At 31.7% G+C, this 5,804-nt stretch carries 6 protein-coding genes and 1 pseudogene; all 7 read right to left on the bottom strand.

Going from position 1 to position 5,804, the window contains the following annotated elements; translation table 11 throughout:
* Window positions 1–276, bottom strand: a pseudogene (locus Q0370_RS04195) (hypothetical protein); the annotation flags it as partial.
* 77 nt (window positions 277–353) lie between these two features.
* Window positions 354–1,562 carry a GspE/PulE family protein gene (locus tag Q0370_RS04190; RefSeq protein WP_299572543.1) on the bottom strand — a complete coding sequence of 403 codons (1,209 nt, stop codon included), beginning with the start codon at window positions 1,560–1,562 and terminating at the stop codon, window positions 354–356.
* Between the two features lie 44 nt (window positions 1,563–1,606).
* The gene (locus Q0370_RS04185) at window positions 1,607–2,080 is read right to left on the bottom strand and encodes a viral A-type inclusion protein (RefSeq protein WP_299572541.1); all 474 of its coding nucleotides are present in this window, start codon (window positions 2,078–2,080) and stop codon (window positions 1,607–1,609) included.
* Window positions 2,081–2,117: 37 nt separating this feature from the next.
* A complete protein-coding gene (locus Q0370_RS04180) occupies window positions 2,118–2,732 on the bottom strand; it encodes an L-threonylcarbamoyladenylate synthase (protein WP_299572538.1) in 615 nt (204 codons plus the stop codon).
* Window positions 2,713–3,705: a ribose-phosphate pyrophosphokinase gene (locus Q0370_RS04175; protein ID WP_299572535.1), complete on the bottom strand. Its 993-nt coding sequence runs from the start codon at window positions 3,703–3,705 to the stop codon at window positions 2,713–2,715. The genes Q0370_RS04180 and Q0370_RS04175 overlap by 20 nt, the downstream gene beginning before the upstream one ends.
* 132 nt (window positions 3,706–3,837) lie before the next feature.
* Window positions 3,838–5,172, bottom strand: a complete 1,335-nt coding sequence (gene glmU, locus Q0370_RS04170) for a bifunctional UDP-N-acetylglucosamine diphosphorylase/glucosamine-1-phosphate N-acetyltransferase GlmU (protein WP_299572532.1) — start codon at window positions 5,170–5,172, stop codon at window positions 3,838–3,840.
* 82 nt (window positions 5,173–5,254) lie between these two features.
* Window positions 5,255–5,804: MATE family efflux transporter (locus Q0370_RS04165; protein ID WP_299572529.1), on the bottom strand; the 550-nt coding region annotated here is incomplete at its 5' end.

The following is a 5,804-nucleotide window of genomic DNA, read 5'->3' as shown; positions in this document are numbered from 1 at the left end:
ATAATTATTAATAAATCCATTTGATTCTTTTAACTTTAACCCACTTGGTATAGAAATTTGTACATTACTATTTCCAATCTCTATCTTTTTTTTATTTTCAGTAAGAAGTAAAGTATTTAATTTCTTATTATTACCAAAATAATAAGGACTTTTATATTCAGGAGGAGGCAATAAACCATCCCCCTGCATTGAACCTATAACAAAAGCTGTTGTAAGACAGGAATTTAAACAGAAAATACTTACCAAAATCAATAATATAAACTTTAACTTTTTCATCTTAATTACCTACTCTTTCTCTTCGTATTTCAATCATTAAACTAATCATTGCTTAATTTTGTATTTTTGATATTTTCTTAAAAGATAATACTCGTTTTTTCCCTTTCAGAAATTAGATTTTTTTCTATTTTTTCATCTGCATCTTCCATAAAATCAATAAAGCATTTCTGATTTTGGTACTTTTGATTCAGCATTTTCAATTTATTTTTTGTTTCAGAGCCAAGATGATTGTCTTCTTTCAAAATATTTCGCACATCCTGATTTAGTACAAGCAGCTCATTTATCGAAATTCTTCCGCTGTATCCGCTGGAGCATTCATCACAGCCTTCTCCCATACATTTCTGGCACTTTTTCCCAACTAGTCTTTGTCCAATTACTCCGATTAATGAATCTAGTATCAAATATTTTGGAATGCCCATATCCACTAGCCTGATTAATGTCGAAACGGCATCGTTTGTGTGAATTGTCGAAATTACAAGATGTCCTGTTAATGCTGCTCTTACAGCAATTTCAGCCGTAACTTCATCTCTAATTTCTGAAATTACAATAATATCGGGGTCATTTCTTAATGTAGCTTTCAAGACTTCAGCAAATGTTACTCCGATACTCTGATTTACCTGTATTTGAATAATTCCGTCAATTTTGCTTTCTACAGGGTCTTCTACCGTTATGATTTTTTTTCTTCCATCATTTAACATATTTATTAAGGATTTTAAGGTTGTGGATTTTCCAGAGCCTGTCGGTCCGCTTACAAGTATCATTCCATATTTTCTAGTTAAAATCTCATTTAGCATTGCTATGCTTTGGTTCGAAAATCCTAGTGTTTCAAGGTTTATGTCTTCCAGATAATTTTCAAGAATACGCAGAACTATACTTTCTCCGCCAATTGTTGGCATATAGGCGGCTCTTATGTCATATCGCTTATTAATATTTTTTATATTCAATAAAAAAGAAAAGCTGCCATCTTGTGGCTTTCTTTTCTCTGCAACATTCATTCCCGCCAAAATTTTTATTCTGGCAATAATTTCTGTAATATTTTTTTCAAGCACCTTTTTATTTACGGATTCGTATAATTTTTCACTTTCCATAAGATACCCGTCAACTCGGTATTTTATTTCCATGCCTTCCAGCAAGTCAAATTTTATGTGAATATCGCTGGCACGCTCCTTAAATCCTGCTTTTACAATTTCATTTAAATAAGAAACTGTATCTTTTGATAACAAATTATTTTTTTTATTATCAGAAATATCCTTTAATTTTACTTTCTCAGTTATTTTTTCATTCATTGTCCTCAATTTCCCTTCCCACTTTTATAGTTTTTTATTTTTAGTTATTTCTTTTTTACACTTCCAGAATTAAATTCTTCTAGTACTAATTCTGTCTGTTTTTTCAATGTTTTAAATAATGCCTTTTTGATCAAGTTGTACCATTTTAAAGCGGCACGTTGTGCATCAATCCCCTTTAATGTTTCCTTTAGCTGTAATTTAAAAAAGTCAACTTCTTCATAAGAAAGTTTTACATTTTTAGTTTTTTCCTTTTTGTTTGCCTTTGTTATTTTTACTTCATTTTCCAGATATTTGAAGAAACCAAACACGTTTGGCAGCTGTTTTTCATACTGGCTCATCATTTTTCTCATTTCCTCAATCATTCTTGTTAGATAACTTCTTGACATTTTAGAAAATGTAATATTGACTTTTCTTTTTCCTTTTCCAATTTTTTGTACAAGCTGCTGCATTTTAGCCTGTGATTTTGCATTTATTAAATCCATGTTGCTTACTGTGTTAGGATTTACCATCTTTGCCATAAATTCTCCTTTCTGTTCTTCATTATTTCTTTATTTATTATTCAAAATTTTTCATTATTTCTTCAAATGAAACATTTCCTTCCCTTAACAATGCAAGTTTTCCATTTTCATATTTCACAATTGTCGAAGGCTTTCCGGTTAATTCCGATTTTTCATTTGGAATGACAATGTCTACATTTTTTAACAGCTCTTCGCTTAGATTTTCAATTTCAGTAACAGCATTTTCACCAGAAATATTTGCACTTGTTGTTAATAAAATTCCACCAGAATTTTTTATAATTTCAAGAGCAATCTTATTTTTTGGAATACGAACACCTATCGTTTTCATATTTTTATCAAATTTTTGAGTAAAATCCTCATTTGCAGAAAAAATTATTGTCAATTCTCCAGGCCAGTATTTATAAAGAATTTTAGAAATTTTTTGAATATTTTCTTCAGTTTCATTTATTAATTCGCTCAAAATATCTCTGTTACTGATTAGTGCAATTATTTTTTTAGAAAAATCACGTTTTTTTATCTTATATATTTTTTGTACAGCATTCTGTTCAGGAAGAGAGCCGATTCCATAAACTGTATCTGTCGGAAATACAGCAACTCCTCCATTTTTCAGAATGCATACCGCTTTTTTAATTTTAGTCATCATTTCCATCATCAACTGGCAATTCAAACAATCCACTTATCGGATTATTTGTAGCTATTCTTTTTATTATTTCAGCAAACATCTTGCTTGTTGATAAGATTTTCAGTTTGTCAAATTTTCTGTCTTCTGGCAGTTGAATCGTGTCAGTTACCACAACTTCTGTAAAAGCTGAATTTTTTAATCTTTCAATGGCAGGATCTGAGAAAACAGCGTGTGTCGCACAAGCATAAACTTCTGTCGCCCCTTTATCAATCAGAGCCTGTGCTGCATTACAGATTGTTCCAGCGGTATCAATCATATCGTCAATTAAAATAGCTTTTTTCCCTTTTATATCTCCAATAATATTCATAACTTCCGAAACATTTGCCTTCGCACGTCTTTTATCAATTATCGCAAGCGGTGTATGCAGCCAGTTTGCAAGCCCTCTCGCTCTTTTTACGCCACCAACATCAGGTGAAACAACAACAGTATCGTCTGGGTGGAATCCATATTTTATAAAATGTTTAGCCAAGATTGGCAGAGCTTCCATATGATCTACTGGAATGTCAAAAAATCCTTGAATTTGTCTTGCATGCAAATCCATTGTAATTACTCTCGTTGCACCTGCTACAGTTAATAAATTGGCAACAAGTTTTGATGTGATTGGCTCACGTGGACTCGCCTTTCTGTCTTGTCTTGCATATCCATAATAAGGAATTATTGCTATAATTTCCTTCGCCGAAGCTCTTTTAATCGCATCAATAAAAACTAAAAGCTCCATAATACTTTCATTTACAGGTTTTGAAGTGGACTGAATTACAAATACTTTACATCCACGTACACTTTCGTTCGCTTTTGCAAAAGTTTCTCCATCCGCAAATCTTACAATTTCAGCAGAAGATAAATCCATATCCAAATACTTTACAATCTTTTCTGCTAATGCTTCACTTGACGTTCCTGCAAATATTCTTATTCTGCTCTTGTCTTCCTTGGTTAATGTTATCATTTCATTTCCCTTTCTCTCTATATTTTGAATTTTTATTTAAAAAATTTTTATCTTTTATTAAATTTACATAATTAAATGATATTTTTATAACATTTTTGATTTTTTGACATTTTTTCAGAAATTGCTAGTTTTTTATTTTTTCTCTTTATTTACTTGTTTTGCTCTTCCAAATGCCAATGCTTCATCTGGAATATCTTTTGTAATAACTGATCCAGCCGCTGTTAGAACTTTGCTTCCTATTTCAACTGGAGCTACAATTATCGAATTACTTCCAATAAAGGCATTTTTTCCAATTTTTGTCTTATGTTTATTTTTTCCATCGTAATTACAAGTAATTGTCCCTGCACCAATATTTGTGTCTTCCCCAACTTCAGCATCTCCAATATAAGTCAAATGCCCTGTTTTCACACCTTTTTCAAGCGTAGCATTTTTTATTTCCACAAAGTTTCCAACATGTACAGTTTCTTTCAAATGTGCCTTTGGACGTAAATGTGCAAAAGGTCCCACAGTTACTCCTTCCTCAAGAGTAGACTGCTCAACAACAGAAGCCTCTATTTTCACATTATCAGCAATTATAGAATTTTCAATTCTCGTATTTCCTAAAATTTCGCAGTTTTTTCCGATTTTTGTATTTCCTTGAATTGTAACATTTGGATAAATTACAGTATCCTGTCCAATTTCAACATTATCTTCAATATAAGTTGTATCTGGATTAATGAGAATTACACCACTATCCATAAGTTCGATATTTTTTCTATCTCTTGAAATTTTACTTGCCTGCGCTAACTGAACTTTTGAGTTTACTCCTAAGATTTCATCTTCATCTTCGATTTGAAAGCTGTCAACTTTATAGCCTTCTGTCGATAAAATTTTTATAGCATCAGTCAAATAATATTCACCTTTTGAATTGTTGTTGTCAATTTTTTCTATCGCATAAAGCAGACTTTCATTTTTGAAAATATATACTCCTGTATTAATTTCATCTATTTTTTTCTCATTTTCATTTGCTTCCTTTTCTTCGACAATGTTTGAAATTTTTCCATTTTCCTTAACAATCCGTCCGTATCCAAATGGATCTTTAACTTTACATGAAAGTACGATACAATCAAGATTTTTCTCCTCAAACACTCTTTTTAATTCTTCCAATGTTTTTTCTTTTAACAAGGGTGTATCTCCATAAGTGATTAATACATTTTCTCCATATTCCTTGATTTTATCCTTTGCAATTAAAATAGCATGTCCTGTTCCAAGCTGTTCTTCTTGTGTAACATAAACAACATTTCCCATTTCAGCTAAAACATCTTCCTTTTTATGTCCTAGAATAAAAATATTTTTATCATTCCCAATATTTTCTAGTACATTGACCACTCTTCTAATCATCGGAACACCGTTCACTTTGTGCAGAACTTTAGACTGTTCAGACTTCATTCTAGTCCCTTTTCCAGCCGCTAAAATTACCGAAATCATTATTTCCTCCTTAAAATTATTAACAATAAAATATTTGTTTTTATTTTACTCAAACTATAAAAAATCTAGTGTTTAAAAAAACTCAAATTTTTGAGTTTAATCTTAAAATAGGAATTTTCTTCCATTTATAAAGAATACATGCAAGCGCAGAAAAAATTTGAGAAAGAACTGTCGCATATCCTGCTCCTTCAACTCCCATTCCGAACCCAGCAATAAAAACAACATCTAGAATAATATTCATGATGCAAGCAATCACAAGGAAATACAATGGCGTTTTCGCGTCTCCGATTGAACGGAAAATATTAGAGAGCAAATTAAAAGCCATAGACGAAAAGATTCCCGCAAAGATGACCATCAAATAATCATAAGCGCCGTCAATAATTTCGACGGGCGTTTGCATGATTTCTAAAATTTGACGACAAAAAACCATACTGAGAATTGTTAGAAGAATAGCAACCACGGCAGAAATGAGTATGGATACATAAAAACTACGCTTCACTCCTGAATAATTTTTAGCGCCATATCTTTGCGCAAGTGGAATGGCTAATCCCGCTGTTAGACCATTTGCAAATCCCAGAATAAGAAAGATAATACTTCCAGTTGAGCCAACTGAAGCCAGCGCATGAACACCA

The sequence above is a fragment of the uncultured Leptotrichia sp. genome (assembly GCF_938036635.1).
GTDB lineage: Bacteria > Fusobacteriota > Fusobacteriia > Fusobacteriales > Leptotrichiaceae > Leptotrichia > Leptotrichia hongkongensis.
This window is presented reverse-complemented; position numbering and strand designations above follow the sequence as displayed.